The following is a 24,740-nucleotide window of genomic DNA, read 5'->3' on the forward strand; positions in this document are numbered from 1 at the left end:
AAGTAAAAGGGAAGAGCAGATGCTCTTCCCTTTTTTGCTGCCGCAAACTGCAAACAAGCTGAAAACAAAAAGCCCAGAGCGTTTTCTTCATGAGCGCGGCATGTTATAATAATTGCACCCGTTACTGAAATCAAAGATTTCAAACGGGTCCCGCAACTATTGAACCGCGTGCATCGCTCCGCTTCGCCGCACCGCAGAGCCCAAACCTCTGCACTTGCCCTGCTTTCGTGTTGGGGTATGGGGCGGAGCCCCATGGCTGCCTATTGCCCTTGACCTTTTCTAAAATATGCGAAAAAACCGGGCTTTAAGGCAAAAACCGTTGACAAGCCAAAAAGAGCATGGTATTATAATGTAGTGGCTGGAAAGCCGCTTTTTAGATTATGCAAAAATGCCCGTTTGGGGCAATGGAGGTGCGAAATATGCGCGTAAAGGTTACTATGGCTTGCCAGGAGTGCAAACAGAGAAATTACGACACCATGAAAAACAAGCAGAACGATCCCGAGAGACTGGAAGCAAATAAATACTGCAGATTCTGCAAGAAGCATACCCTGCACAAAGAAACCAAATAAACTTTGTAGGTGAATTCGAATGGCGAAAAACGTCTTACTGGGAAAAGAAAAAGAAAGACAAGTAAAAGAACAGCAGAAGATTGCAAAAGCCAAGAACAAGAAAAAACGGCGCAGCCCGGCTCGGTTCTTTAAGGATATCTGGAATGAGCTCAAGAAGGTAACCTGGCCGACGGGAAAAGATTTGCTCAGCTCGACGCTGGCAGTCATTGTGTTTATTGTGCTGGTCGGGGCAGTCATCGGTTTGTTCGATTTTGGAATGCATTCCCTGTTCAGTCTCATCACCGCTTAAAAGGAGGGTTTTATGGCCGTGGATAACGAGAACATAAATACGGAATCCTTAAGCGAGATCCTGGAAGAGACGACAACGCAGGCCGCCCAGCCCGAAGAGAGCAAGCGCACCTATAATAAGCAGGAGAAAACGGACAAACCATATTGGTATGTCGTCTACACCTATTCCGGCTATGAGAATAAGGTGATGACCAACCTGCTGAAAACCGTGGAAAACAACGGCCTGCATGATAATATTCTGGATGTCAAGGTTCCGATGGAAGAGACCATCGAAATCAAAAATGGCAAAAAGAAACATGTGCAGCGCAAGCTGTATCCGGGCTATGTCATGGTTAAAATGTTTTTGACGGACGAGACTTGGTATGTTGTGCGCAATACCCGGGGCGTTACGGGCTTTGTCGGCCCGGGAAGCAAGCCGATTCCGCTTTCGGATGCGGAAGTGCGGGCGATGGGCGTGGAAAATGTCCACATCAAGCTGGATGTCGCGGTAGGCGAAAATGTTATGATCACTTCCGGCCCGCTGGAGAGCTTTATCGGCATTGTCGATGAGGTCAATACGGAAAAGCAGAAGGTCAAGGTAACGGTATCCATGTTCGGCAGGGATACCAGCGTAGAGCTGGATTTTGTCCAGGTAAAGCGCATTTAAGTTTGGGTCTAAGGAAGCGAGGCTTCTTTGATCGTGTGGGAGGGGTAGGCCCCCCGCTGATACCACATTACACATTAGGAGGTGTACGTTATGGCTAAAAAAATTGCAGGATACATTAAACTTCAGATTCCTGCAGGCAAAGCAACCCCGGCTCCGCCGGTAGGTCCTGCGCTTGGTCAGCACGGTGTCAACATCATGGAATTTGTTAAGCAGTTCAATGAGAAAACTGCTCAGCAGGTTGGCCTGGTGATCCCGGCTGTCATCACAGTTTATGCAGACAGATCTTTCTCTTTCATTCTGAAGAGCCCGCCTGCTGCAGTCCTCATCAAGAGAGCCTGCAAAATCGATTCCGGTTCTAAAGTCCCCAATCGGGATAAAGTCGCTCAGATTACCAGAGATCAGCTGAAGGAAATCGCAGAGATCAAGAAGAACGACCTGAATGCCGCCAGCATTGATGCCGCAATCAGCATGATTGCAGGAACATGCCGCAGCATGGGCGTTACGGTTGTAGACTAAAGGAATGAAGTGGGAGGCGAAAAGCCGAATACCACCAGGAGGTTTATCTAATGAAGAGAGGGAAAAATTATTTAGACAGCGTCAAGCTGTACGATAAAGCTACCCAATACGATGTCGAGCAGGCAGTGGAGCTGTGCTTGCAGACGGCAAAAGCAAAATTCGATGAGACCATCGAGCTTTCTGTGCGCCTGGGCGTAGACCCGCGCCATGCGGATCAGCAGGTTCGCGGCGCTGTCGTTCTGCCGCACGGCACTGGCAAACAGGTTCGCGTTGTCGTCTTTGCAAAGGGCGATAAGGCAAAAGAGGCGGAAGCTGCCGGCGCTGACTATGTCGGCGCAGAAGAGCTGGTGCAGAAGATTCAGTCGGAAGGCTGGTTTGATTTCGATGTCTGCGTCGCAACCCCGGATATGATGGGCGTTGTTGGCCGCATTGCCCGTATCCTCGGACCAAAAGGCCTGATGCCGAACCCCAAGTCCGGCACGGTTACCATGGATGTTACCAAGGCAATCTCGGATATCAAAGCTGGTAAAGTGGAATACCGCGTCGACAAAACGTCTATCGTTCACTGCCCGGTTGGCAAAAAGGGCTTTGAGAAAGAGAAACTGGTCGAGAATATCAATGTGCTGATGGAAGCGATTGTGAAGGCAAAACCGGCTGCTGCAAAGGGAACTTATTTGCGCAGCATCGTGCTTTCTTCCACCATGGGCCCTGGCATCAAAGTGAGCGCCCAGAGATATCTCTAGGCTTGACAGCCTGAGCCGGGCATGTTATACTTTGATAAATAGTAAATATAAGTTTGTCCTAAGACAGCTGGTTGGTATTGCCGTAAACCCCGCTCAGGTAAACAAATAACATTTGTATGTTACTGCCCGTTTATCGTTTTAGGACGCTTAAACGGGCTTTTTTTGCCCCATTTATTTGGCAGGGAGGTGAAAAAATGAAAGAAGCAACGCTAAGAGCAAAGGAAGCGGAAGTCGCGGAGATTCAAGAGAAAATCGAGAAATCCCAGAGCGTCATGTTCCTGGACTACAGAGGCCTCAACGTCGCAGAGGTGACGGAACTCAGAAATAAGATGAGAGAGGCGGGCGTCGAATACAAGGTTATCAAAAACACCATGATTCGCCGCGCAGCTGAGAAAGCTGGCATCGAAGGCCTGGACGATGTGCTTGAAGGGCCGACGGCTGTCGCTTTTGGCTACGCCGATCCGGTTGCCCCGGCTAAAATCCTGGTAGACTTCATCGAGGATACCAAGAAAACCAGCCTCAAGGGCGGCGTTTTGGCAGGCAAAGCAATGAGCCAGGCAGAGATCAAAAATCTGGCATCGCTGCCCTCGAAAGAGGAGCTTATCGCAAAGATGCTGGGCAGCCTGAATGCGCCGATTACTGGCCTTGTCATGGCACTTTCCGGTATTCCGAGAAATCTCGTCTATGCGCTTAATGCGATTAAAGAGAAAAAAGAAGCCTAATAGATAGGCGAAGATCAAAAGAAAATAATTTTTGGAGGATTTAAAAATGGATAAGGCACAGATTCTGGAAGCTATTGAGCAGATGAATGTACTCGAGCTGGCTGAGCTCGTAAAAGATCTTGAGGAGAAATTTGGCGTGAGCGCTGCTGCTCCTGTTGCAGTTGCTGCTGCTCCCGCTGCTGGCGCTGCTGCTCCCGCTGCTGAGGAGAAGACGGAGTTCGACGTTATCCTCAAAGCTGCTGGCGCTGAGAAGATCAAAGTTATCAAGGTTGTCCGCGAGATCACCGGCCTTGGCCTGAAAGAGGCGAAGGATCTGGTTGACGGCGCTCCCAAGCCCGTTAAGGAAGGCGCTTCCAAGGACGACGCTGAGAAGATCGCTGCTCAGCTGAAAGAAGTTGGCGCTGAGGTTGAAGTAAAATAACCTGAGTACTCTTTAAAAATACGCGCTATTTTAGCGCGTATTTTTTATTGTAGGAGAGCGAAAAACAAAGCGGCGATTGAAATGACCGCAGGAGATGCGGGAAATTGCCGGAAAAGTCAGAGCAGAAGGAAAGAGGGGTTGAATATGGCAGGGCAGCAAAAACGATGCTTATGGGCGGTTTTATCCGTCTCATTTCTGACGATTATGGGAACGCAGGTGGCGACTCCCATACTGGGGGAGCTTGGAAACTACTTTTCAGGCGCGCCAGAGACGCAAATTAAGCTGATCTATACGGCGGTATCTTTGGCCAGCTTTTTTATGAGCTTTATAACCGGCACCTTGATTCGCAGAAAAAAGGAGGCGACGCTGGTTGGCATCGCCTGCTTTGTCGTAGGGGGAGTGGCATGTGCCTTTGCAGATCACTTGGTTCTGCTCATTCTCTTTCGCTTTATCACGGGAGTGGGAATTGGCCTGATCTCGCCGCTTTCGAGCAGCCTCATTTCAGATCTGACAGAGGCGGGCGAGCAGCGTTCGCGATACCTGGGCCTGGCGGGGACAGTGGCCCAGATGGGAAGCGTGCTGGCGACAGTGCTCTCCGGTTTCTTGGCATCTATACACTGGAGATTGGCGTTTTCTTTATATGGCATAGGCATTGCCGGCTTTTTTGCAGTGCTCTTTTTGGTGCCAAAATCAGCTCCGGCTGCAAAAGAGCGGGTGCCCCATCAGAAAATACCCGGGGCAATTTGGCTTCTGGCCCTGCTCAATTTGACGTTTGGCATCATCTTCTCCTCCAGCTTCACCAATCTATCCCTGCGGGCGGCAGCATTGGGCATTCCATCTGGGCAGAGCGGCATTGCTATTTCGATGGCGGCTCTTGGCGCGACGCTTTTCAGCGCCTTTACCCCGGTGTTTATGAAGCGCTTGGGGAGAGGCGCGGTGCCAGCCCTTTGGGGGATGATTGCGCTTCTCTTTGTGGGCCTGGCTTTGGCCGGGGATGTCTATGGCATGGGAGCCTGCATGTTTGGCATGGGAGTTTTTGGAGGAATCTTTTCCGTTTGCATCAACATGCTGGCCACCAGGCAGGCAAGTGAGCAGACCTCTGCCCGCTATTTGTCGCTGGTCAATGCGGCCTCTATGCTGGGGGAGTTTTTGTGCCCGATGCTTTTTTCGGCTCTGGGGCAAGTGGTGGGAAGCGGAGATATCGTGAGCGGCTTTTTTATCAACGCGGCAGAGGCGGGAATCCTCGCTTTGCTTACTGCACTCTATCTTGCCCGGAAAAAGCGCGGAGCGGAAGAATAAATTTGTGGCATCAAAAAAGAGCCCCCTGCGGGGCTCTTTTTTATGGCTTTATGCGGAAGTTTTGATTTTCATCCAGACGTCGTTATAAAGCTGCATATTGTCGCCTAAATCTTTGAAGTATTTGCAGCGCTCCAGCACGTCGTCGGGAATGGTATAGGCAGAGTTGCTGGTAAATTCTTCATCCACATATTCCAGCGCTGCCTCATTGGGCGTGGTGTAGCCGACGAACTCGGAGTTGCGCGCGGCGACCTTGGGATCGCACATGAAGTTGATGAAACGCTCGGCAGCTTCCTTATTTGCAGAGGACTTGAGCACGACGAAGTTATCCATCCAGACGTTGCTTCCCTCTTTGGGGACGACATAGGCCAGATCCTCGTTCTCCATGATGGCCTGCACGGCAGAGCCGGAATAATCCACAGCCAGGGCGACGCTGCCGCCGACCATATCCTCCTTGATATTATCGGCTCCATATCCGCGCACAAACGGCTTTTGCTTTAAGAGCAGCTCGCCAGCCTCGGCCAGCTCGGCGGGGTTGACGGAGTTGATATCATAGCCCAGATAGGCCAGCGTTACCATGATGGAATCGCGGATGGAATCGTACATCATGATTTTTTTGGAATACTTCTCATTCCAGAGAATCTCCCAGCTATCCACCGGATCGTCTACCAGCTTGGTATTATAGACGATGCCAACCGTGCCGATGAAGTAGGGGACGGAGTACTTGTTTTCCGGGTCGAAAGTGCGGTTCTGAGCGGCCTTTTCCACGTATTTGAAGTTCGGGATGTTGGAAAAATCCAGCTCTGCCAGCAAATCCTCGGCGATAAAACGCTCGACCAGATAATCCGAGGGGATGACGATATCGATTTTCGTTCCCTCCGTCGCGCAGACGGTATACATCTCTTCGTTGGTGGTAGTCGTCGTCATTTTGACTTTGATATCCGGGTTCTGATCTTCAAATTCCGTGATGAGATCCGGATCGAGGTATTCGCCCCAGTTGAGCAGATAGAGCGTGGTCTTTGCGCCGCCCGAGCAGCTGCATAGCAGGGCTGCAACCAGAAGCAACGCGAGGAGCAGAGAAAAAATTCTTTTCATTGGGAGAGTCCTTTCTGTAAAAACTTGGTGTTTTGGCGCTGGCGCTTAGATTGACGATCAGCGCGTATATTGATGATGAGCAACAGCGTCATCACAAAGACAAACATAATCGTAGAGAGGGCGTTGATCTTGGGATTGATGCCCACTCTGGCCATGGAGTAAACGTACACAGAGAGGTTGTTTACGATGCCCTGGGTCGAGAAGAAGCTGATGACGAAATCGTCGAACGACATGGTAAAAGCCATGATGAACCCCGTAACGATGCCGGGCATGAGCTCGGGGACGATCACCTTGCGCACGGCATAGCCCGGCGTGGCGCCCATATCCAGGGCCGCTTCATACAGATGCTCATCCATGCCCTTGAGCCTTGGAAGCACGGAGAAGATGACATAGGGCACATTGAACACGATATGCGAGATGAGCAGCGTCAGATACCCGCGCGGGATCTTTGCGAAGATGAAGAAAAGCAGCAGGGAGATGCCCGTAACGATATCTGCGTTCATCATGGGGATATACGTGAGATTGAGCGTCAGGTTGCGCGTCCACTTCTTAAAGCTGTTGATGCCGATGGCGGCCATTGTGCCGATGAGGCAGGCGAACAGCGAGGAGAGCACGGCGATGGAAATGGTAACCCAGAGGCTTTCCATGATGACGGGATCCTGAAACAGCTGGGAATACCAGTTCATCGTGAAGCCAGACCATTTGCTCATGGTTTTCCCCTCGTTAAACGAGAAGACCATCAGCATCAGGATGGGCAGATAGATGAAGAAGAGCAGAATTGCCAGATAGAAGCGCTGAATGAATTTGCGGAATTTTACCATAGCGTTTTGCTTTCCCCCTCTTTATCGTATTTGCGCATGATGGCCATGGAGAGCACCATCAGAATCATCATGATAATGGCCAGCGCGGAGCCTGTGTTCCAATCCTTTAAGAGCATAAACTGGTTTTCCAGCAGATCGCCGAACATCATATAGTAGGAGCCGCCCAGCAGCCGGGAGATGACGAAGGTCGTTACCACAGGCATGAACACCATGGTAATGCCGGTAATCACACCGGGGACCGTCAGCGGGAAAATCACCTTCCGGAGCACCTGCCATTTATTCGCGCCGAGATCTTCCGCGGCCTGGATATAGCTCTGGTCTATCTTGGAAAAGACCGAAGAGATGGGCAGCAGCATGAAGGGCAGGAAGTTGTAGACCAGCCCCATGATGACGGCCCCCTCTGTATTGAGCAGCTCCTGCGGCGGAAGGCCAAACCAGCCGAGAAACTGGTTGATGGGGCCGTTGGAATCCAGCAGAGCCCGCCAGGCATAGGTGCGCAGCAAAAAGTTCATCCACATGGGAATGACGAACAGCAGGTTGACGATGGCGCCGACCTTGCTTTTGAGCCGGGAGAGAATGAGCGCCGCCGGGTAGGCCAGAATCAGGCAGATGACCGTCGTGATGACGGCATATTCCAGAGAGCGCCATAGCACCGAGAGATTTTCCGGTGAAAGCGCCTGCTTTAAATACTGCGTGGTGAAGATGATTTCCCCGGTGTCCGTCGTCGTGAAAACCGCGTAGACGAAGATCAGAATGAGCGGAACGACCGTAAATAAAATCATCCAGACCAGATAGGGGAGCGCAAAAAACTTCTTTTTCAATGCTTTGCCTCCTTATGCGTCTGCGGCATCGTACTGGGAGCGATCCATGATGTGAATATCATCCGGATCCAGCGTGATGCCTACCCGGCTGCCCACCTCGGCAGGATCCGTGCTCTGCACCAGCCATTCGTGGCCGTCCTCGCCTTGAATGCGGATCTCATAGTGCACGCCCATAAAGACAAGGGAGGTAACCACGCCATTGATGGTGCTTTCGCTGGGGTTGACCAGCTTGATATCCTCCGGGCGGATGACGACGACGATGTTCTCATCCTTGTTATAGCCCCGGTCCACACACTCGAATTCCCGGCCGGAGAATGCCACGAGATAGTCTCTGCGCATTTTGCCGTATAAAATGTTGCTTTCGCCGATGAAATCGGCCACAAAGGAGTTTACCGGCTCGTTATAGATGCCCACAGGCGTATCGATCTGCTGGATCATGCCCTCATCCATGACGGCGATGGTATCCGACATAGAGAGTGCCTCCTCCTGATCGTGGGTTACATAGACAAACGTGATGCCCAGCTGCTTTTGCATGCGCTTTAATTCCAGCTGCATATCCTTGCGGAATTTCAGATCCAGCGCGCCCAGCGGCTCATCCAGCAGCAGCACTTCCGGCTCGTTGACCAGCGCACGCGCGATGGCGACGCGCTGCATCTGGCCGCCCGAAAGCTTGTCGATGCTGCGGTCCTCATAGCCCGCCAGGCCGACCAATTTGAGCATATCCTTGACTTTCTTCTCGATATTCTGCTTGCTCATTTTCTTGATCTTCAGGCCAAAGGCGATGTTGTCGAACACATCCATATGCGGGAAAAGGGCATAGCGCTGGAAAACGGTATTGAGCTTGCGCTTATAGGGAGGCGTATCCACGATGGATTTGCCCTCAAAGAGAATATCGCCGGAGGTCGGCGTCTCAAAGCCGCCCAGCAGGCGGAGCATGGTCGTCTTGCCGCAGCCCGAAGGGCCGAGCAGCGTTAAAAACTCGTTTTTGCGGATATAGAGGTTGATATTGGATAAAACCTCTACGCCGTCGAACTCCTTATAGACGTTTTTGAATAGGATGAGCTGGTTAGACACTTGGTTTTCCTCCCCGATAAAATAGCGCCTTTCGGCCTTAGAAACTGGGCGGTGTAGAGACCCAGATGATTTTTGCTTCGCTTCTGCCGCGGTTTTCGATGTAGTGCGGAGCAGAGGGCTTGAAATAGAACGAGCAGTTTTTCTTCAGCTTATGCCGCGCGCTCCCGATGTGCAGAATCGCCGAACCAGAGAGCACATAGCCGAATTCCTCGCCTTCATGCGGCTCATCCGGCTCTGAACTGGCGCCGGGCGCCAGAGTAAACAAGATGGGCTCCAGCTGGTTTTTCTGGGCGTTTGGGATGAGCCATAAAATGCTGGAATTCTCATCCACCTTTTCGAACATATCCGCCTCGGAAAAGACGATCTTCTCATCTGCCGTCTCGGTAAAGAACTCTCCCGGCGTCGTCCCCAGGCATTCGAGAATATCCACCAGGGTAACGATGGAAGGGGAAGTCTGGTCCCGCTCCAGCTGGGAGATGAAGCCCTTGGAGAGCTCGGCGCGGTCGGCCAGCTCTTCTTGGGTCAGGCCATATCTGAGCCGGAGACTCTTGATTTTCGCTCCGATTTTGGTGATATCCATGCGGCCTCCATAAAAGTTTCCATATATTAAACATTTGGTTTACAAATGCTAAACGAAACAGATATAATTTAATCAGAATGAAAGAGAAAAGTCAATAGATTTTTGACAAAAACCGATAAAAATTTTTGAGCAGAAAAAAAGTGCGGAATTTTCCCGGAGCAAAGGAGAATTTCCGCAATTTATATTTTTGAGAAAAAGCAGGAAAGTGCATGAAAAAGTTTAGAAATACTAAACATAAAAAAGCGCGGAGGACGAGAGGAAAAGTTAGAAGAGAAAAGCGCAGACAGCCCACAAAATGCAAACAAAAAAGAGCGGGAAATTCCCGCTCTTTTTTCATTCAAACTTACGCTTTGCCGTTGCAGCCCAGAACGTTGAGCAGCTTGTGGCGAACCATCTCTTTGATGGCGGCTCTCGCCGGCTTGAGGTACTGGCGGGGGTCGAAATCAGAGGGGTTCTCGGCGAAGTGCTTGCGGACGGCAGCCGTCATCGCAAGGCGCAGGTCGGAGTCGATGTTGATTTTGCAGACGGCCATGCTGGCAGCCTGGCGGAGCATCTCTTCCGGAACGCCCAGAGCGCCATCCATCTTGCCGCCGTATTTGTTGATCTCGTCAACAAACTCGGGGATGACGGAGCTTGCGCCGTGCAGAACAATGGGGAAGCCGGGGAGCAGCTCGCTGACTTTCTCGAGAATATCGAAGCGCAGCTGGGGCTTGGTGCCGGGCTTGAATTTATAAGCGCCGTGGCTCGTGCCGATGGCGATAGCCAGGGAGTCGACGCCCGTCTTGGAGACGAACTCGTTGACTTCTTCAGGCTGCGTATAGGAAGAATCCTCTTTCTTTACTTTGACTTCATCCTCAACGCCAGCCAGGCGGCCCAGCTCGCCCTCGACGACAACGCCTCGATCGTGCGCATACTCGACGACTTTCTTGGTCAGCGCGATGTTCTCCTCGAAGGGCAGGTGCGAGCCGTCGATCATGACGGAAGTGAAGCCGCCGTCGATGCAGCTTTTGCAGGTCTCGAACGAATCGCCGTGGTCGAGGTGCAGGCAGATGGGAAGGCCGGTATCTTCGATGGCAGCTTCCACCAGCTTGGTGAGGTATACGGGCTTGGCGTAGTTGCGGGCGCCCTTGGAAACCTGAAGGATCAGCGGAGCATTCTCTTCCTTCGCCGCCTCGGTGATTCCCTGGATGATCTCCATGTTATTGACGTTGAAAGCGCCGATGGCGTATCCGCCCTCGTATGCCTTCTTAAACATCTCTGTCGTTGTAACTAATGGCATGACTTTTCCTCCTGTTTTGAAAAACTCTATACCCTTATTGTGCCATATCTTAGAAAAATATCAAGAGTTTTTGGGGAAAATCTCTGCAAGGTTTGTCTTTTTTGGGGCGCCGGGGTATAATAACCTCATGGCACCGAAAGAAGAAGCAAGCTGGCGTTTACACTTATCATGGTATCATATAGCCAGAATATCCCAAAAGGAGCTGCAATGAAAAAAATATCCATTATCATTCCCTGTTTCAATGAGCAGGAAGTGATTGAACAGACGTATGCGCGGCTGCGCGATTTGGCTTTGCCGGAATTTGAAAAGGAAATCATTTTTATCGACGATGGCAGCCGGGATCGCACGCCGGAAATCCTGAAAAATCTGGCGGCGCAGGATGGCCAGGTGCGCGTGCTGCTGTTTGCCAAAAACTTCGGGCATCAGCCGGCTGTCTCCGCGGGCATCGCGCATTGCACGGGGGATGCGGCTGTCGTCATTGATGCGGATTTGCAGGACCCGCCCGAGCTCATCCCGGAGATGATCGAAAAATGGCAGGCCGGCAATGAGATCGTCTATGGTAAGCGGGCCAAGCGCAAGGGCGAGACGGCCTTTAAAAAGCTGACGGCTTGGGGTTACTACCGCATTTTAAACATGCTGGGCGGCAGCTATATCCCCAAGGACACCGGAGATTTCCGGCTCATCGATAGAAAAGTCTGCGACTATCTGAACTCGCTTTCCGAGCACAATCGGTTTTTGCGCGGGCTGACGGCCTGGGCGGGGTTCCGTTCCTGCCCGGTAGAATATGTGCGCGATGAGCGGGCGGCGGGGGAGACCAAGTATACCCTCAAAAAGATGTTCCGCCTGGCGGGCGATGGCATTACTGCCTTTTCGGACAAGCCCCTCAAGCTGCCGCTGTATTTCGGCATCACACTGATGTGCCTCTCGCTGCTCTATCTGGCGCTGGGCATTGTGCTGGCGGCGCTCTCCATTTGGCCGGTCTGGCATGTGCTGTTTGCGGTGAGCTTTGCGCTCATCTCCCTGCTCAGCATATTCCTTGGGATTATGGGCATGTATCTTGGCAGGATGTATGACGAGGCCAAGAACCGGCCGCTCTATATGATAAGAGAGAAAGTCAATTTCTAAGGCGGCAGAAGGAGGCTGTTTTGAAAGATCCGAGAATGACAAAACTGGCGGAAAACCTGGTGCGGTATTCCTGCCAGCTCAGGCCGGGGGAGAAGGTCTTGATCGAGACGTTCGACTGCCCGGATTTTGTGGCCGAGGCGCTGGTGCGCGCGGCATATGAGGCAGGTGCGCGCCCGTTTTTCCAGGCGCACCGCACGAAGATCATGCGGCAATGGCTGCTCGGGGCAGATCGGCAGCAGATTGAGCAGCTGACAGCTTGGGACGCGGCACGTATGAGCGAGATGGATGCCTATATCTCCCTGCGCGGCAACGACAACTTCATGGAGAATGCGGATATTCCGCCCGAAACAGACGATCTCTATCAGTCCATCTATTTTAAAAAGGTGCACCACGAGATCCGCGTGGCCAAAACCAAATGGTGCGTCCTGCGCTATCCCAGCCCTTCCATGGCCCAGCTTTCGGGCATGAGCACAGAGGCGTTTGAGGATTTCTATTTCGACGTCTGCAATCTGGATTACGGTAAAATGGACCAGGCAATGGATCCGCTCAAAGAGCTCATGGACCGGACGGACCGCGTCCGGCTGGTTGGCCCGGGGACGGAGCTCGGCTTTTCCATCAAGGGCATTGGGGCCATCAAGTGCGCGGGAAATAAAAATATCCCGGATGGGGAAGTCTATACAGCGCCGGTGCGGGACAGCGTCAACGGGACGATCTCGTTCAACACGCCCAGCCGCTATTCGGGATTCACGTTCGATTCGGTTTCTCTGACGCTAAAAGACGGCAAGATTGTAAAAAGCACTTCCAACAACCCGGAGCGCATGGAGAAAATTCTGAATCTGGATGAGGGCGCGCGCTATATCGGCGAATTTGCTATCGGCGTGAACCCGCATATCAAAAAAGCCATGTGCGAGACGCTGTTCGACGAGAAAATCGCCGGCTCCATCCATTTTACGCCCGGCGCGGCCTATGAAGATGCGTTCAATGGCAACGTCAGCGCGGTGCACTGGGATCTGGTGCTCATTCAGACGCCCGAATACGGCGGCGGGGAGATCTATTTTGACGACGTTTTAGTGCGCAAAGACGGCCGGTTTGTGCTGCCCGAGCTTTCCGGGCTCAACCCCGAGAACCTGGCATAGCCTGGCGGCTGTTTTCAGGCAAAAAAGCCAAAATATCGTTTGTTTAGCGCTTGAAAATGAATCTGCGTTATACTATAATAAAAATGGACTGGCTGACGGCCAGCCGAAATTTGCTCAATTACATTTTGTCATTAAAATGTATGAAAAATTAGGAGGATATGTAACATGGCAATTAAAGTTGGTATCAACGGTTTTGGTCGTATCGGCCGCCTTGTGTTCCGTGCGACGGTTGAGAACCCCAATGTTGAAGTTGTCGCTATCAACGACCCCTTCATCGATCCCGAGTATATGGTTTATATGCTCACTTATGATACGGTTCATGGCCGTTTCAAGGGCGAGGCTTCTGCGAAAGACGGCGCGATTGTCGTCAACGGCAAGGAGATCAAAGTTTTCGCAGAGATGAATCCTGCGGATATCAAATGGGCTGACTGCGGCGCTGAGTATATCGTCGAGTCCACGGGCGCATTCACCACGACGGAGAAAGCTTCTGCGCACTTCGCCGGCGGCGCAAAGAAGGTTGTCATTTCCGCTCCTTCCTCCGATGCCCCGATGTTCGTTATGGGCGTTAACAACGATAAGTATACTTCTGATATGAAGGTTGTCTCCAACGCTTCCTGCACCACGAACTGCCTGGCTCCTCTGGCAAAAATCATCAACGACAAGTTCGGCATCGTTGAGGGCCTGATGACCACGGTTCATGCAACCACCGCAACCCAGAAGACGGTTGACGGCCCCTCCAAGAAGGACTGGAGAGGCGGCAGAGGCGCTGCTTTCAACATCATTCCTTCCTCCACGGGCGCTGCAAAAGCTGTTGGCAAGGTCATTCCTGAGCTGAACGGCAAACTGACGGGCATGGCATTCCGCGTTCCGACGGCAGACGTTTCTGTTGTCGACCTGACCTGCCGCCTGGCAAAACCCGCGACCTATGAGGAGATCAAGGCTGCAGTTAAGGCTGCTTCCGAGAACGAGCTCAAGGGCATCATGGGCTACACCGAGGATAAGGTCGTCTCTTCCGACTTCATCTCCGACGCCAGAACCTCCATCTTCGATGCAGACGCTGGTATCGCCCTGAACGACAATTTCGTCAAGCTGGTTTCCTGGTATGACAACGAGTGGGGCTACTCCAACAAAGTTGTCAACCTCATCGAGCACATGGCGAAAGTCGACGCTCAGTAAGAAAAGCAAAAAAGATAATTTGGCATATTGCCGAGTAGATATATTTTGCTTATTTGCGGCAAGGTTCCAAAAGCCTTGCCGCTTTTTTATTCGCTTGCATGTCGAATTTTGTCAAAATATAAGAGCCGGAGGGAAAAATGAAAATTCTGAAAAGAGGAGCGGCGCTACTCATTGTTCTAGCGCTCATGTTCAGCACTACTGCCTGCCAGGAGCGAAGCCTGAAAGATGCGAAAAGCTGGGAAGATGCAGTCGAAATTTGCCTGGGCAAATATGGCGTGGCCGAGTATGAAATGGAGGGAGGTTCTATTACAGTTATGATTCGAGATATAGGGCCTGCGCAACCGTTTATTGCGGATTGTTCTGCTCTGGCTACCTGTTTCACTGCACAGGCAGATGGAACGAGCACATGGGAGCAAGTCGATACTCTGGTGATAGGAATGCATGACGGGGGCCCTGAACATATGGTTGGAATTTTAGCTCTGTTTTATAAAAAGGACGCGAGAGTCCCTTTTGGGTTTATAAGTATTCTTTCAGCGATGCAAAGAACAGATAAGGCGGAAGATGTAATTGCGGCGTATGAGGCAGACGAGCTCTTTTCATCGACAGATGGGCGGGAGAATTATGGCATGAGTATGGAGCTTTATCAGTAGAGAAATAAATGAAGCGACAGATTCAATAGGATAGAAAAATTTGCGGCAGAGTCTATCAGGCTCTGCCGTTTTTTTATTGCAGATTTGATAAAAGCAGGATAGGATTTTCTCTTAAAATATTGTAGAATAGAGGTTATAGGATATAGGAAGGAGAGCATGGGCAGGCCATGCGCGTGCGGCAAAGAAATGACAGGAGACACCTATCCCGGATTTCGGGGAATGATAAAAGAATTTGAGGACATCCTGGCCTGGTGGTGGATGGATGGGAGCCCCAAAAGGGATTATAAAGTGAAATATCGCGGAGAGGGGTTTGATACGTCCCTGGATGCGAGCAGCCTTCCGCAGATCCGTTTTCGGCGCACCTACGATGTCAACTACTCCGGCTTTTTGTTCCGAAATAGAAACACAGTGGAGGAGGAGCAACTGCGAGCCTACTGCGTCCAAAATAGTTTAACTTATAAAATTGATTATTGGTCAAAATATGTCTCGGTCTCCATCTGTGCGCCAAGCTATGAAGTGCTGAAAAAATGCGCGCTGATGAAAAGAGTGCAGGAGATTTACCGGTGGCTAGGCGGGTATCTGGAGATTGCCCAAAAGTTTGCGGGCAACCCCATGATGGAGGAGATCAAAAAATATCAGCAAAAAAACTTCCTCTATAACGGGCAGATCATGCCATGGGGCGTCTCTTATCCGAGCACTTCGGATTCGGAAGGGTATACCAGCGCCAGCGGTTCTTTCTCTTTTGCCGGTTGTGGCTACCGCAATTTGCAGTCCGAGGAGGAAATGATCGGATTTATGCTGGCCTACTGCGCAACGGTGCAGTGGAACACAGAGCCCAGGTATCTGAATCTTTATGGCATTCGCTGGCGCTATTACGACAATGAGGATATGCGCCAGGCGATTACCCAGATGCCGAGCTATTATGCGCGCGATCCGCTGGCCTATCAGCCGCCGGCAGAAAAGCCGCCGCTCAAGGATTTCTTTTAGGGCACGCGTTTGTGGGCGCAGGGCAGGAGCCGCAGAAAAGAGACGCGATCACTTGTGAAATTGGCTGAATGGAGAACTGGGATGGGAAAAAGCATTGCGGAGCTGGTTGGCAGCGCATATGAAAATTGGTACGGCGAGAAAGTGTTTCTGGATTGCGGGCCGGATTGCGGCATGGAATCCTTTGTGCTGGAGCAGGTTTGCCCAATGGCAGCGGCCACGGGCAAGGAAATCCTATACCTGACCAACGCCGGCCGGATGCAGGCGGAAAAAGAGCGGCTGGATCGCGCAGATGCGGAAAGAGTGCTGCGCATCATGGATTATGCCGAGTTTGAGCAGATGGTGCAATACCACGTCGCCTACGACGGCCAGTATGACTATATCTTTGCAGAGGATTGCCGCCTGCTGCTGGAATCCCAGCGGGAGCCGGCCTATTCGGCTCTGGTCTACGATTTTCTCATGCAGGCAGAGCGCAGTGCTGTCATCCTGATAGGCGCGAACGCCAAAGGGCTTCAGGAGTATCTGCTGAGCGCGGGAAAGCTAAAGCGGGAAAACCTCTTTGTGCTCGCCGGGCAGGGCACCCCCGGGCATATCGTATTTGTGCAAAAAGAGCGGGGGAAATCCACGGGTATCAGGCTTGCACAGGAGCTGATGGCGCAGTATCCCGGGGAAGGCATTGCCTATTTTTGCGGCAGCAAGGAAAAAATGCGGCTGGCGGCAAAGGCTTTTCGCTCAAAGGCCAGCTATTTCTATGGCGCGGATCTGCCTGAAAACACCTGCCGCGTGCGGGAGGGAAAGCTCCTCTTCCGGCAGGATATTCTGGTGGCAGATGGCAGAAACATGGGTCGGGGGCTATGCGTTCAGGGCATGCGGCATATCATCGCCGATTTATTCGACGTCGATCAGATACTGGACTGCCTGAATGCGCTTGACCAGCAGGGGGAGAGCATCTGCCTTTACATCATCGAATATAACGGCACGCAGCTGCGCTATTTGCGCGGGATTTACCAGGCCCAGGCGGAGAATTTATCTTGGTTTGAACAGATGGAGCGCGGCGAAGGGGCGGAATTTATGCGGCGCAGCCAGAGCCCGCGCTTTCTCGCAGAAAACCCCATGTTCTTTATCGGGCAGGCAGATGAATATGGGAACTGCCGTTTTCAGGTGAACAGCAGGCAGAGGGCGGTCTGCGAGATCGCCATTGCTGTGTTAAACGCCATTGAAAAACAGGGGTATCGGCAATGGATGGTGCAGGCGCTGGGCGGAGCTTCCCGGGCGCAGCAGATGCAGCTGCCGAGATATGCGCTGGATGAGAAAAGCCGGGGTGAACTGCAGATGCGGCTCGAGGCGCAAAGCGGGAAAAAGCTGGCAGGAGAAGAGCTGGCCTTTTTCCGGCGGTATCTGTGCGAAAAGCTGGGCAGAAAGAGCATCAGCGTTTCTATGGCGAACACGCTGTTTGAAAAGCTGCGTTTGCCCTACCAGGTGCGCAGCAAAAAGGAGCGCGCCCGCACAAGCCCCTACTATAACCAGCACTACTGGATGCTGGAGCGGATGCCTTTGGATGAATAGCTTCCATCATTTTGCGCAAAGAGATGGTGTATCCTTCGTGTAAAAAATATGCCAAACCGCTTCATCTTTGTGGGAGACGGTGTATAATCAAAACTGCACTTGGGTTTTCGCGCCTGGAAGGAGGAACAGGGAAATGAAACAGTGGACAAGGCTTTTGACAGCGCTGATGGCGGCGCTTTTGATATGCGGCATGTTTGCGGCCTGCGGAAAGAACTCTGAGGTTGCGGAAATTAAAAAATCCGGCAAGCTGGTTGTGCTGACGAGCTCCGACTTCCCGCCCTTCGAATATCAGGGCGAAGAGGGCGGCACCATAGGCGTAGATATGGAGATTTGCCAAGCCATCGCGGATGAGCTGGGCGTAGAGCTGGAAGTTGTGGATATGGATTTTGCGGATATCCCGGCCGCCGTTGCCGCTGGCAAAGGGCATATCGCCGCTGCGGGCATGACGGTTACAGAGGAGCGCAGGCAGATCATGGATTTCACAGAAAGCTATCTGCCTGCCGCGCAGTATCTGCTGGTTCCAGCTGGCTCCGGCATCAAGACGGCGGCAGATCTGGAGGGCAAAGTCGTCGGCGTGCAGGTGGGCACCACGGGTGATCACTTCGCGACGCAGCAGGGAAATGCCAAGAGCATCGAGCGCTATGCCACGCTGACCGAGGCATCCGCGGCTCTGATGAGTGGCAAGCTGGAGGCTGTCGTGGTAGACGAGCTGCCGGCAAGGGCCATCGCGGCGCAGAATGCGGATAAGCTGGAAGTTGCGGGCGAAAAGCTGACGGAAGAGCAGTATGCGCTGGGCGTCGCAAAAGATTCGGATTTGCTCAAAAAGGCGAATCAAGTGATCGCAGAGCTGAAGGAAGAGGGCAAGATCGAGGCGTTTATTTCGAAGCATACCATGCAGTAGCTGGCTGAACGGATTGGCGGGCAGGGAAATCTCCTGTCCCGCCGATTTTTATGAAAGGAAATATGCTGTAGGCATCCTGCTGAATGGGGATAGCCATAATAGGCGCAGAAGTGCAGAAAATCCGTAGTACGCAAAAAGCGGCGGGCTTTGCGAGCCAGGGCGCACCAAAAGTTTTGGGTATTTGCCGCTTCAACTTCTGCCGCTTAAGTGATCGCTGGCGATGCTGAGAGGAAAAGAGCCGCTGCTGAGAAGTGAGGGGCTGAAGAAGAGCGGGAGGCGCTTTTGGATATTTGGCTGGCCGCATGAATTTTGGCCGCCGGAGTTCTTGTCTAAAGCGCGGCGATGCGCTAAAATAGGAATGGACGCAGGGCGGCATTGCCTTGTGCGGCGAAGGAGGAAGAGATGAAAAGGGAATATACACTGCGCGTTGCCGGGCTGACGCGCCAGCTCAAGCTCTATCCGATCAGCGATGCGCTTCAAATTGCGGCGTTTATCCTGCTGGGGGATGCGGAACTGACCGAAGCCTGCGCCAGGGAATTGGCGGCGCACATGCCGGAACACGATGTTTTGTTGACGGCAGAGGCCAAGAGCATTCCGCTGATCCACGAGATCGCAAGGCAGCGGGGCGAGGCCAAGCATATCGTCGCCCGCAAGGGCACCAAGGTCTATATGGCGAATCCTCTGGCTGTAGAGGTGCGATCGATCACCACGGAGCGCAAGCAGACGCTCTATCTGGGCGAGGACGATGCCCTTGCCATGCGCGGAAAGCGCGTGCTGATTGTGGACGACGTCATCAGCACAGGCGAATCGCTTTTGGCGATGGAAAGGCTGGTGGAGATGGCAGGCGGGAGCGTCGCCGGCAGAATGGCCGTGCTGGCCGAAGGCGATGCGGCGGATCGGGAAGATATTTTCTATCTGGAGCGTTTGCCGCTGTTCGATGCGGAGGGAAACCCGCTGGCATAACGGCATCAAAAAAGAAGCATCTTGCATGAGCAAGATGCTTCTTTTTTGCGCTCTGGAAGGGTTGCTAGGCTTTTTCGGCTACGGGAATGCCCTCCAGCTCCAGCAAAAATTTCTTCAAATGCAGGCCGCCCGCATAGCCGACCAGCTTGCCGTTGGCGCCAATGACGCGGTGGCAGGGGATCAGGATGGCGATGGGGTTTTTGTTGTTGGCCAGGCCGACTGCCCGGAACCCTTTGGGGCAGCCGATGGCCTCGGCCATATCCTTATAGGTGCGCGTCTGGCCGTATGGAATGGTGCAAAGCGCGCCCCAGGCCTTTTTCTGAAACTCGGTTCCGGCGGGATTCAGCGGAAGGCTGAACGTTTGCCGCGTTTTGGCGAAATATTCGGATAGCTGGCGGCAGGCCTCCTGCAAAAGCGGGGTGTCCCTCTGCTCTGCGCCTGCGGGCAAAACGGGCGGTTCACCGATATGCAGATGCGTGATGGCGTCGCCTTCTTGCACGATGGTAATGCGGCCAAGGGGAGCAGAAAAGCGGCAGTAAGATATCATGGAAATCCTCCTAATGAATGGATGGGGCGGCTTTTGCTGTGCCAAGCGCGGATGCGGTGGCAAAAAAAGGCGCTTTCTATTTTACCAGAGAAAGCGCCCTGATGCAAAGCTTTAGGGAATCATGGTAACGCCACCCTCGGCCATGATGGTCTGCCCGGTGATATGCCGGGAGTCTTCGCTGGCAAGGAAGACGGCGACCGGGGCAATATCTTCATAGGCATCGCCAAAGCGCCCAATGGTCGTGGGGTTAAAGCCGAGCTTTACGGGATCACGCTCCTCTTCGGGCAGCTGCGCCAGCTCTTCGTAGTAGAAATCCGTGATGGCGCCGGGGTTGATGGTATTGACGTTGATGTTGTATTTGCCCCATTCTCTGGCGGCCGTTCTGGCCATGGCGCGGGTCGCTTCCTTGATCGCGCCGTAAGCCGCGAGGCCGTCCTGCCCTTCCACGCCTGCGCCCGAGCCGATGCAGATCACCTTGCCATGCCCGCTCTTTTTCAGCCAGGGGAAACAGAGCCGCATCATATGGAAGCTGCCCATCAGCCCGCTCTGGTAGAAGACGTCGAAATCCTCCTGAGTATGCGATTCAAAGGGCTTGCGGCCGCAGGTTGTGGCCATAGCGTTGTTGTAGAGAATATCGATGCCGCCAAAATGAGCGGCCGTGGCGGCGACATACGCCTCCATATCCGAAATTTTGGTGACATCGCAGACATAGCAGAAAACCTCTGCGCCCGCCTGCCGGCATTTCTCTTCTGTATCCGCCAGGCGATCCAGACTGCGCGCGCAAATGGAGATTTTCGCGCCCTCCTCGGCAAAGCGAATGGCAACCTGCTTGCCCAGCCCGCGGCCAGCGCCTGTGATAATTGCAACTTTCCCCTCTAATTTCCCCATCGTGAGATACTCCTTTTCCATATTCTGATGTGCCCTAGATAGGTTTATCATATCGCGTTTGAATGGGAGTGTCAATTTGCATGGCGCGATTTTTTGCTATGCGCAAAGGAAAAGGTGTGGTAAAATAGCGGTATCGCAGGAGGTGGGAACATGCTGGGGACGATTGTCAACACAGTCGCGGTGATCCTGGGCGGGCTGATTGGCCTGGTGGCGAAAAAAGGGCTGCCGGAGCGCCTTTCGGATGCCGTCTTTAAGGCGCTGGGGCTTTGCACGCTGTATATCGGAATTTCCGGCTCGCTCAAAGGGGAAAATACGCTGATCCTCATCCTTTCCATGGTGCTGGGTACACTGCTGGGCGAGGCGCTGGATTTGGATAAACGCATCAACCGCCTGGGCGAATGGCTGGAGAGCAAGTTCCAGAAAAAAGAAGGCGGGCATTCCATCGCAGAAGGGTTTGTTACGGCAAGCCTGCTGTTCTGTGTGGGCGCGATGACGATTGTCGGGGCACTGCAAAGCGGGCTGAGCGGCGATCACCAGATGCTCTACACCAAGTCTCTGCTGGATTTTGTCGCGGCCATCATCTTTGCCTCCTCGCTGGGCGTAGGTGTGCTGTTTGCCGCAGCCTTTGTGCTGGTCTATCAGGGGAGCATCGCCCTGCTGGCGGCGTGGGTCGCGCCGCTGTTATCGGATGCGGCGGTTGCCGAGATGACGTGCGCCGGTTCGGTCATCATCATTGGTCTTGGGCTGAATATGCTGGGCATCAGCAAGTTCAAAGTGATGAACTTTGTGCCGGCCATTTTCATCCCCATTGTGCTCTGTTTATTTATGTAGGAGGACGCAAGATGAAAAAGAGGATTTTATGCTTCGGGGATTCCAACACCTGGGGGTACGACGGCCAGACGGGCCTGCGCTTTGATGAGGATACGCGGTGGACGTCGCTGCTCCAAGGCCTGCTGGGGCCGGAATATGCGGTGCTCGAAGAGGGGCAGAACGGCCGGACGACGGTCTTTGCCGATCCCGTCGAGGGGAGCAAAAGCGGCATGGCCTATCTGGAGCCCTGCCTGGAGACGGCGAATCCCTTGCAGGCGGTGGTGATCATGCTGGGGACCAACGACGCAAAAGACCGATTTGGCTGCAATGCCTACCAGATTTCCCAAAGCGTCAAGCGGTTGGGGGAGATTGTGCTGCGCAGGGATTACGCGCCTTATAAAGCGCCGGAGCTGCTCATCGTCTCGCCCATCGAGATCAACGGCGGGATTTTAGCAGAAAACGACGATCAGAATTTCAGCCAGGTATCGGCGGAGCGATCTGTGGATTTCTCCGGCCACTTTGTAGAGCGTGCCCGGGAGCTTGGGTGCCACTTTCTGGATGCGGCGGCATATGCGCAGCCAGGGCTGGCAGACGGCGTGCACCTGGATGCAGAAAACCACGCCAAACTGGCGGAAGCGCTCTATCAAAAACTGATGGATATTTTGGAATAACGGGAAGGCAAAAGAGCAGGCAGATGGCCTGCTCTTTTTTTGCTCACAGCATTTTACATCTTTGCCGCAATTTGATGAAAACTTTGTGGCAAATCCGTGAAAATTCTGCCGCAATCCGCTGTTAAGGTAGAAGTAAGCAAACCAAGCAGGAGGAAGAGGGCGATGCAGGCGGAAAAGAGAAAGCAGGCCGCATCTACCGCGCAGGAAGGGATTGTTTTGATCGAAGCGCGGCAAATTGCGGATAATCTGAAAATATTAAAAGAGCGGATTCGGGTTCCGATCATGGCGGTGGTCAAAAACAACGGCTATGGGCTGGGGCTTAAGGAATATGCGCTGTTTTTACAGCGGCAGGGTGTGAGCAAATTCGGCGTCAAGGATGCCAGGGAAGCGATGGAACTGCGGGCGGCGGGCATCTCGGGCGAGATTTATCTGCTGGCGCCGGTTTTGGATATTCCCGAGCTGGTGCGCCTGATTCGGGCGGATGTGGTTTTGAGTATCGACAGCGCGATGGCGGCGGGATGCGCCAAGCGCGCCGGGTATTTGGCCGGGCAGATGCCGGCCGCCCAGATTGTGCTGGATACCGGGCTTGGCAGATATGGCTTTTTGCCTGGGCAGACCGAGCAGGCGGCGGATGCCGCGCTCTACTTCCGCCTGAAAGGCATCTACACTCATTTTGCAGAGCCCTACCGCGATGCGGCTTTCACCAAAAAACAATATGCCCGATTTTTGGAGCAGGTGGAACAGCTGCGGGAGCTGGGCGTACAGCCGCCGATGCTGCATTGCTGTGCCACGGCAGGTGCGCTCCGCTTTCCTAAGATGCAGATGGATCTGGTCCGCATCGGATCCGGCCTGCTGGGCAGAACGCCGGATGCGGAAAAACTGGGGCTTTGCAGAGTGGGCAAAATAGGGGCGCGGATTGCAGAGGTCAAGGAACTGCCGGAGGGCTGGAATGTGGGCTATGGCAAACACACCCGGCTGAAAAAACCGTGCAAGGTGGGAATTGTGCAGGCCGGTGCGCAGGCAGGCTTTTTTGTCGGCCGGCAGGAAACGGGCATTGGCACGGCGCGCTATCTCGCCCGGGCGGCCCGGGCATTTTTCGGGAAAAAGCGGCACTATGTCAGCATCCGCGGGCAAAAGGCGCCTGTGCTTGGGATGGTGGGGCTCAACCATCTTGCTGTCGATCTCTCGGGCATCCCCTGCCGCGCCGGAGAATTCGCCTATGCCGCCTGCAACCCTGTCTTTTGCCCGGAGCAGATGCCGCGCCTTTGGAGAGAAGCATGATGGAGATTTTGCAGAGCGGACAATATCCGGAATATCTCGCATTTTGCCGGAAAATGGGCGCGCACTTCATGCAGATCCCAAACTGGAGCAAAGTAAAGCCCGGGTGGGAGAGCGAGATCCTCGTGCGGCGCGAGTCGGGCGAGATCTGCGCAGGAGTGCTCCTGCTCCGCAGAAAGATTGGGCCGTTTTGCCTGATCTATGCGCCAAGGGGCCCGGTCTGTGATTTGGAGCATCTGGAAGCGCTGATGGAGGACGTGCTGCGCTATGCCAAAAAGCGCCGCGCCTGCTGCCTGAAAATAGATCCGCATGTCCCGGCGGGGCAGGCGGAGTATGCCGCCCGCTTGCAGGCGATGGGGTTTGTGCAGATTCCGGCCGGCGCCATGGGCAATACACAGCCCAAATTTGTCTACCAGATTCGGATCGCCCATCGGGATGCCCAGCAGATTTTGCAGAGCTTTGCCCCCAAAACGCGCTACAACGTCCGGGTGGCAGGGCGAAAGGGCGTCAGGATTTGGCGCGGAGGGAGCGAGCGCGTCTCGGAATTTTACCCGCTGCTGGTCGAGACCGGGCAGCGGGATGGATTCGTGGTGCGGCAGATGCAGTATTACCGCAACCTGCTCGATCAGATGGGCGAATATGCCCAACTTTTTTTGGCCGAATATGAGGGCAAACCCATCGCCGGGGCGATTGCCGTCTGGTTTGGCAAACACGCCTGGTATTTATACGGCGCTTCCAGCAAGACGCACCGGGAGGCCATGCCCAATTACCTGATGCAGTATCAGATGATGCTCTGGGCCAGGGAAAAGGGGTGCGAGATTTATGATATGAGAGGCATCTCGGGCGATCTTCGTGAGGACAACCCGCTCTATGGCCTGTACCGCTTCAAGAAGGGATTTGGATACCTGGGGGGGGTGGGGTATATACAGGAGCTGCTTGGCGAGTTTGAACTTGCAGTTCATCCGGTGGCCTACGCCTGCTACCGCGCGGCTCTGCGGATGCGAAAATGGTATAAGCAGAGGCTGCTCAAAAAGTTCCGGCAAAGGGGCGCAGCAGCAAAACAATAAGGCATGACGATGATAGCCGCAAAAAGGTACCCTGCGTCCGGCCACATGGCTGGCAAAGTGATGCGCCTTATGAAAATAAAAAAACAGAGCGGAGTCCTCCGCTCTGT

28 protein-coding genes are annotated in these 24,740 nt (G+C 53.4%); 20 read left to right on the forward strand and 8 right to left on the reverse strand.

The genetic code is table 11. From position 1 onward, the window contains the following. Positions 1–404 precede the first annotated feature (404 nt). From rpmG to AALG83_00040, 8 genes are all read left to right on the forward strand, one after another. The gene (gene rpmG / locus AALG83_00005; protein MEY8381550.1) at positions 405–569 is read left to right on the forward strand and encodes a 50S ribosomal protein L33; all 165 of its coding nucleotides are present in this window, start codon (positions 405–407) and stop codon (positions 567–569) included. A 19-nt stretch (positions 570–588) separates the two neighbouring features. After that, positions 589–858, forward strand: a complete 270-nt coding sequence (secE, locus tag AALG83_00010) for a preprotein translocase subunit SecE (protein MEY8381551.1) — start codon at positions 589–591, stop codon at positions 856–858. 12 nt (positions 859–870) lie between these two features. Next, the gene (nusG, locus tag AALG83_00015; GenBank protein ID MEY8381552.1) at positions 871–1,503 is read left to right on the forward strand and encodes a transcription termination/antitermination protein NusG; all 633 of its coding nucleotides are present in this window, start codon (positions 871–873) and stop codon (positions 1,501–1,503) included. Between the two features lie 90 nt (positions 1,504–1,593). Next, positions 1,594–2,019, forward strand: coding sequence for a 50S ribosomal protein L11 (gene rplK, locus AALG83_00020; protein ID MEY8381553.1), 426 nt, complete (start codon positions 1,594–1,596; stop codon positions 2,017–2,019). A gap of 50 nt (positions 2,020–2,069) precedes the next feature. Beyond that, positions 2,070–2,762: a 50S ribosomal protein L1 gene (rplA, locus tag AALG83_00025; GenBank protein MEY8381554.1), complete on the forward strand. Its 693-nt coding sequence runs from the start codon at positions 2,070–2,072 to the stop codon at positions 2,760–2,762. 194 nt (positions 2,763–2,956) lie between these two features. Next, on the forward strand, positions 2,957–3,484 hold the full coding sequence (rplJ, locus tag AALG83_00030; protein MEY8381555.1) for a 50S ribosomal protein L10: 528 nt from the start codon (positions 2,957–2,959) through the stop codon (positions 3,482–3,484). Positions 3,485–3,530: 46 nt separating this feature from the next. Then, positions 3,531–3,905 (forward strand): 50S ribosomal protein L7/L12, encoded by a 375-nt coding sequence (gene rplL, locus AALG83_00035; protein MEY8381556.1) that lies wholly within the window; start codon positions 3,531–3,533, stop codon positions 3,903–3,905. A 144-nt stretch (positions 3,906–4,049) separates the two neighbouring features. Then, positions 4,050–5,204 carry an MFS transporter gene (locus AALG83_00040; GenBank protein ID MEY8381557.1) on the forward strand — a complete coding sequence of 385 codons (1,155 nt, stop codon included), beginning with the start codon at positions 4,050–4,052 and terminating at the stop codon, positions 5,202–5,204. 48 nt (positions 5,205–5,252) lie between these two features. On the opposite strand, the gene AALG83_00045 is transcribed toward AALG83_00040, so the two are convergent. The 6 genes from AALG83_00045 to fba form a co-directional block, all read right to left on the reverse strand. After that, positions 5,253–6,296 (reverse strand): spermidine/putrescine ABC transporter substrate-binding protein, encoded by a 1,044-nt coding sequence (locus AALG83_00045; protein MEY8381558.1) that lies wholly within the window; start codon positions 6,294–6,296, stop codon positions 5,253–5,255. After that, positions 6,293–7,117, reverse strand: a complete 825-nt coding sequence (locus tag AALG83_00050; protein MEY8381559.1) for an ABC transporter permease — start codon at positions 7,115–7,117, stop codon at positions 6,293–6,295. The genes AALG83_00045 and AALG83_00050 overlap by 4 nt, the downstream gene beginning before the upstream one ends. Then, positions 7,111–7,938, reverse strand: coding sequence for an ABC transporter permease (locus AALG83_00055; GenBank protein MEY8381560.1), 828 nt, complete (start codon positions 7,936–7,938; stop codon positions 7,111–7,113). The genes AALG83_00050 and AALG83_00055 overlap by 7 nt, the downstream gene beginning before the upstream one ends. A gap of 12 nt (positions 7,939–7,950) precedes the next feature. Beyond that, on the reverse strand, positions 7,951–9,012 hold the full coding sequence (gene potA / locus AALG83_00060; protein MEY8381561.1) for a spermidine/putrescine ABC transporter ATP-binding protein: 1,062 nt from the start codon (positions 9,010–9,012) through the stop codon (positions 7,951–7,953). Positions 9,013–9,049: 37 nt separating this feature from the next. Further along, the gene (locus AALG83_00065) at positions 9,050–9,592 is read right to left on the reverse strand and encodes a cupin domain-containing protein (GenBank protein MEY8381562.1); all 543 of its coding nucleotides are present in this window, start codon (positions 9,590–9,592) and stop codon (positions 9,050–9,052) included. 343 nt (positions 9,593–9,935) lie between these two features. Further along, positions 9,936–10,871: a class II fructose-1,6-bisphosphate aldolase gene (gene fba, locus AALG83_00070; protein MEY8381563.1), complete on the reverse strand. Its 936-nt coding sequence runs from the start codon at positions 10,869–10,871 to the stop codon at positions 9,936–9,938. 207 nt (positions 10,872–11,078) lie between these two features. Here fba and AALG83_00075 point away from each other — a divergent pair, with 207 nt between their 5' ends. The 8 genes from AALG83_00075 to AALG83_00110 all read left to right on the forward strand — a co-directional run bounded on the left by AALG83_00075 (position 11,079) and on the right by AALG83_00110 (position 19,372). Beyond that, positions 11,079–11,996, forward strand: coding sequence for a glycosyltransferase family 2 protein (locus tag AALG83_00075; GenBank protein MEY8381564.1), 918 nt, complete (start codon positions 11,079–11,081; stop codon positions 11,994–11,996). A gap of 20 nt (positions 11,997–12,016) precedes the next feature. Continuing rightward, positions 12,017–13,132, forward strand: a complete 1,116-nt coding sequence (locus AALG83_00080) for an aminopeptidase (GenBank protein MEY8381565.1) — start codon at positions 12,017–12,019, stop codon at positions 13,130–13,132. Between the two features lie 165 nt (positions 13,133–13,297). Further along, positions 13,298–14,308, forward strand: coding sequence for a type I glyceraldehyde-3-phosphate dehydrogenase (gene gap / locus AALG83_00085; protein MEY8381566.1), 1,011 nt, complete (start codon positions 13,298–13,300; stop codon positions 14,306–14,308). Positions 14,309–14,445: 137 nt separating this feature from the next. After that, complete coding sequence (locus AALG83_00090) at positions 14,446–14,958, forward strand: hypothetical protein (GenBank protein ID MEY8381567.1); 513 nt, start codon at positions 14,446–14,448, stop codon at positions 14,956–14,958. A gap of 219 nt (positions 14,959–15,177) precedes the next feature. Further along, a complete protein-coding gene (locus AALG83_00095; protein ID MEY8381568.1) occupies positions 15,178–15,945 on the forward strand; it encodes a hypothetical protein in 768 nt (255 codons plus the stop codon). Positions 15,946–16,026: 81 nt separating this feature from the next. Further along, entirely contained in the window at positions 16,027–17,508 is a 1,482-nt protein-coding gene (locus AALG83_00100; protein ID MEY8381569.1) for a hypothetical protein, read from the forward strand. 133 nt (positions 17,509–17,641) lie between these two features. Further along, positions 17,642–18,409, forward strand: a complete 768-nt coding sequence (locus AALG83_00105; GenBank protein ID MEY8381570.1) for an ABC transporter substrate-binding protein — start codon at positions 17,642–17,644, stop codon at positions 18,407–18,409. Positions 18,410–18,811: 402 nt separating this feature from the next. Further along, positions 18,812–19,372, forward strand: coding sequence for a phosphoribosyltransferase family protein (locus tag AALG83_00110; GenBank protein MEY8381571.1), 561 nt, complete (start codon positions 18,812–18,814; stop codon positions 19,370–19,372). Between the two features lie 64 nt (positions 19,373–19,436). Here AALG83_00110 and AALG83_00115 read toward each other — a convergent pair whose 3' ends face one another. Beyond that, positions 19,437–19,919 carry a methylated-DNA--[protein]-cysteine S-methyltransferase gene (locus AALG83_00115; protein MEY8381572.1) on the reverse strand — a complete coding sequence of 161 codons (483 nt, stop codon included), beginning with the start codon at positions 19,917–19,919 and terminating at the stop codon, positions 19,437–19,439. A gap of 111 nt (positions 19,920–20,030) precedes the next feature. Next, on the reverse strand, positions 20,031–20,807 hold the full coding sequence (locus AALG83_00120) for an SDR family NAD(P)-dependent oxidoreductase (GenBank protein ID MEY8381573.1): 777 nt from the start codon (positions 20,805–20,807) through the stop codon (positions 20,031–20,033). A gap of 150 nt (positions 20,808–20,957) precedes the next feature. Here AALG83_00120 and AALG83_00125 point away from each other — a divergent pair, with 150 nt between their 5' ends. The 4 genes from AALG83_00125 to AALG83_00140 all read left to right on the forward strand — a co-directional run bounded on the left by AALG83_00125 (position 20,958) and on the right by AALG83_00140 (position 24,633). Beyond that, complete coding sequence (locus AALG83_00125) at positions 20,958–21,638, forward strand: DUF554 domain-containing protein (protein ID MEY8381574.1); 681 nt, start codon at positions 20,958–20,960, stop codon at positions 21,636–21,638. Between the two features lie 11 nt (positions 21,639–21,649). After that, a complete protein-coding gene (locus tag AALG83_00130; protein ID MEY8381575.1) occupies positions 21,650–22,288 on the forward strand; it encodes an SGNH/GDSL hydrolase family protein in 639 nt (212 codons plus the stop codon). A gap of 162 nt (positions 22,289–22,450) precedes the next feature. Next, positions 22,451–23,569 (forward strand): alanine racemase, encoded by a 1,119-nt coding sequence (locus AALG83_00135; GenBank protein MEY8381576.1) that lies wholly within the window; start codon positions 22,451–22,453, stop codon positions 23,567–23,569. Beyond that, positions 23,566–24,633 (forward strand): peptidoglycan bridge formation glycyltransferase FemA/FemB family protein, encoded by a 1,068-nt coding sequence (locus AALG83_00140; GenBank protein ID MEY8381577.1) that lies wholly within the window; start codon positions 23,566–23,568, stop codon positions 24,631–24,633. Before AALG83_00135 ends, AALG83_00140 begins: the two co-directional genes overlap by 4 nt. The last annotated feature ends 107 nt before the right edge of the window (positions 24,634–24,740 follow it).

Source organism: Christensenellaceae bacterium 44-20 (genome assembly GCA_041223705.1).
Classification (GTDB): Bacteria; Bacillota; Clostridia; order Christensenellales; family Christensenellaceae; genus QANA01.

Bases quoted from the DNA above. Each gene is read 5' to 3' on its own strand.
- AALG83_00115 (MEY8381572.1), bottom strand. From the start codon at position 19,919: ATGATATCTTACTGCCGCTTTTCTGCTCCCCTTGGCCGCATTACCATC.
- AALG83_00095 (MEY8381568.1), top strand. From the start codon at position 15,178: ATGATAAAAGAATTTGAGGACATCCTGGCCTGGTGGTGGATGGATGGG.
- AALG83_00110 (MEY8381571.1), top strand. From the start codon at position 18,812: ATGAAAAGGGAATATACACTGCGCGTTGCCGGGCTGACGCGCCAGCTC.
- AALG83_00140 (MEY8381577.1), top strand. From the start codon at position 23,566: ATGATGGAGATTTTGCAGAGCGGACAATATCCGGAATATCTCGCATTT.
- AALG83_00075 (MEY8381564.1), top strand. From the start codon at position 11,079: ATGAAAAAAATATCCATTATCATTCCCTGTTTCAATGAGCAGGAAGTG.
- AALG83_00050 (MEY8381559.1), bottom strand. From the start codon at position 7,117: ATGGTAAAATTCCGCAAATTCATTCAGCGCTTCTATCTGGCAATTCTG.
- rplA (MEY8381554.1), top strand. From the start codon at position 2,070: ATGAAGAGAGGGAAAAATTATTTAGACAGCGTCAAGCTGTACGATAAA.
- rplJ (MEY8381555.1), top strand. From the start codon at position 2,957: ATGAAAGAAGCAACGCTAAGAGCAAAGGAAGCGGAAGTCGCGGAGATT.
- gap (MEY8381566.1), top strand. From the start codon at position 13,298: ATGGCAATTAAAGTTGGTATCAACGGTTTTGGTCGTATCGGCCGCCTT.
- AALG83_00040 (MEY8381557.1), top strand. From the start codon at position 4,050: ATGGCAGGGCAGCAAAAACGATGCTTATGGGCGGTTTTATCCGTCTCA.
- AALG83_00120 (MEY8381573.1), bottom strand. From the start codon at position 20,807: ATGGGGAAATTAGAGGGGAAAGTTGCAATTATCACAGGCGCTGGCCGC.
- AALG83_00130 (MEY8381575.1), top strand. From the start codon at position 21,650: ATGAAAAAGAGGATTTTATGCTTCGGGGATTCCAACACCTGGGGGTAC.
- fba (MEY8381563.1), bottom strand. From the start codon at position 10,871: ATGCCATTAGTTACAACGACAGAGATGTTTAAGAAGGCATACGAGGGC.
- AALG83_00135 (MEY8381576.1), top strand. From the start codon at position 22,451: ATGCAGGCGGAAAAGAGAAAGCAGGCCGCATCTACCGCGCAGGAAGGG.
- nusG (MEY8381552.1), top strand. From the start codon at position 871: ATGGCCGTGGATAACGAGAACATAAATACGGAATCCTTAAGCGAGATC.
- AALG83_00065 (MEY8381562.1), bottom strand. From the start codon at position 9,592: ATGGATATCACCAAAATCGGAGCGAAAATCAAGAGTCTCCGGCTCAGA.
- AALG83_00100 (MEY8381569.1), top strand. From the start codon at position 16,027: ATGGGAAAAAGCATTGCGGAGCTGGTTGGCAGCGCATATGAAAATTGG.
- rplK (MEY8381553.1), top strand. From the start codon at position 1,594: ATGGCTAAAAAAATTGCAGGATACATTAAACTTCAGATTCCTGCAGGC.
- AALG83_00125 (MEY8381574.1), top strand. From the start codon at position 20,958: ATGCTGGGGACGATTGTCAACACAGTCGCGGTGATCCTGGGCGGGCTG.
- AALG83_00090 (MEY8381567.1), top strand. From the start codon at position 14,446: ATGAAAATTCTGAAAAGAGGAGCGGCGCTACTCATTGTTCTAGCGCTC.
- AALG83_00045 (MEY8381558.1), bottom strand. From the start codon at position 6,296: ATGAAAAGAATTTTTTCTCTGCTCCTCGCGTTGCTTCTGGTTGCAGCC.
- rpmG (MEY8381550.1), top strand. From the start codon at position 405: ATGGAGGTGCGAAATATGCGCGTAAAGGTTACTATGGCTTGCCAGGAG.
- secE (MEY8381551.1), top strand. From the start codon at position 589: ATGGCGAAAAACGTCTTACTGGGAAAAGAAAAAGAAAGACAAGTAAAA.
- rplL (MEY8381556.1), top strand. From the start codon at position 3,531: ATGGATAAGGCACAGATTCTGGAAGCTATTGAGCAGATGAATGTACTC.
- AALG83_00105 (MEY8381570.1), top strand. From the start codon at position 17,642: ATGAAACAGTGGACAAGGCTTTTGACAGCGCTGATGGCGGCGCTTTTG.